Source organism: Phocaeicola sp. RTP21198st1_B8_RTP21198_201120, from assembly GCF_040929485.1.
In the GTDB taxonomy this organism is placed as follows: domain Bacteria; phylum Bacteroidota; class Bacteroidia; order Bacteroidales; family Bacteroidaceae; genus Phocaeicola; species Phocaeicola dorei.
In genome coordinates, this window is the sequence record NZ_JBCOCI010000274.1 from 1 (window position 1) to 1,672 (window position 1,672).

The following is a 1,672-nucleotide window of genomic DNA, read 5'->3' on the forward strand; positions in this document are numbered from 1 at the left end:
AGTGAAGTGCGTCCGTTGAAATCGGTGGTGGCTACTGTCATCGGGGGAATTCAATATTTTTATCTTAGTCCGTACGCAGGACTGACAACGGTGGAAGATATGTCGGATACGGAGTTCCTGATGATCGGAATCAATCCCGCTATGTTGGGACAGGTATTGGATATCACGTCTTATGACGGTATGGATTATGCTTTCTATAATATGACAGAATTGGGAGCTGACGACCTGACTGCGGTAGATCCTTATGGATGGTCTGAAATATGTTCGGCAGGTAAGTTCAAAGTGGAAAAGACGGATAATCGGGTGAAAATAACTTTCAGCTTTACTTTGCTTTCGGGTGGAAAGTTCGAAGGTTCTTACGAGGGTGCTTATTCTGAAATTAAACAGAGTACGACGAATATATTAACGTTGAACGGAGAAAACACGCGTGACATCAAAGCTACTTTCTATGAAAAGACGGATGAAGGAGTGGCATTGTATCTCACTCCGTCGAGAATTTCGTCTGCTGCGGACTTGGAGAATGTAAACACATATTATGTGCGTCTCTTTGTCCCGAACGCAGGACTTAACGGGCAGGAAGTGGATATAACAAATACCAATCTGGCTTTTGAATTTACTTATTATAGCCCGTATGACGAAGAAAGAATACAAATATCCAAAGGTCACCTGGAGGATGCGGCAGGTACGTTCAGTGTATCGAAATCAGCGGATAATGAATATTCATTGACGCTTAACCTCAAATATTTGGGTGATAATAGCCTTAAAATATCAGGTAACTATAACGGTGCTTTCGTGGTGTATGATACGACGATCCCGAATGAATATCGCTTAGGGGCGGACGGTACTCCGGTCACTATCCAGTCTGTGGTGATAGATAAGACGGATGCGGATATTTGTGTTATTTACCTTTCACGACAGCCAGGTATCACTACTGTGGCGGGAATGTCGGCAGCGGATGCAGTGGTGCGTCTTTCGAAAACAATGCTGGATGGAGTGCTCCGCGGATTCTCCGGTGATGATGAAAATGTGAAAATCTCGATTACGTATGAAGGAGTGACTTACAGTCGGGCTAATACCACATTGGGCAATCTGGCTCTGGGAGGCCGGACTTCGGTGTCTCTTCAGGGCAATGAAGTTGAAATGACTTTTGAAGTGGTAGGTATTAAGAAATATGGCGATGCCAGTTTGTCCGGCTACTATAAAGGTGCGGTGACAGTAATAGAGTGACGATTTAATGAAGTGTATTCATGAAGAAAATCTTATTGAAATATTTAAATTTATATGTTTTATCGGGATTGCTTCTGGTGGGTTTTGCCGGATGTAGTGACGATAAAGATAATGATCCGGTAAATCCCGGTCCGGATGTGGAGGAATTGCCTTCCATCGGTACTTATTCATTCCGGGGGGAAGCGAACAGGATCGTGTCCGGTGAGGCTACTATAGACGGTGGTTATTTTACTTGTATCTTTTCTCCGGAAAAGATACAGGACGGGAAAACTAGTACTTATTTTTTGTTTTCTCTGGGTATGTATTGGGAGGGGCAAGTGGTGGATGCATCGACCTTGTACCAAAACGACCAGTATTTCTTTATTTACGAAGATCCGTTCTATTATTATTCCCAATATAAAAGGGTGACGGGAACGTTTTATGTGAAGCGTAACAACGATGAGAA

2 protein-coding genes are annotated in these 1,672 nt (G+C 43.2%); both read left to right on the top strand.

The genetic code is table 11. The features are described 5' to 3' along the window. A partial coding sequence (locus tag AB5935_RS25350; protein ID WP_368327796.1) for a hypothetical protein occupies window positions 1–1,227 on the top strand: 1,227 nt, incomplete at its 5' end. Window positions 1,228–1,247: 20 nt separating this feature from the next. Further along, window positions 1,248–1,672 (top strand): hypothetical protein (locus AB5935_RS25355; protein WP_368327797.1); only part of this gene is annotated, 425 nt, incomplete at its 3' end.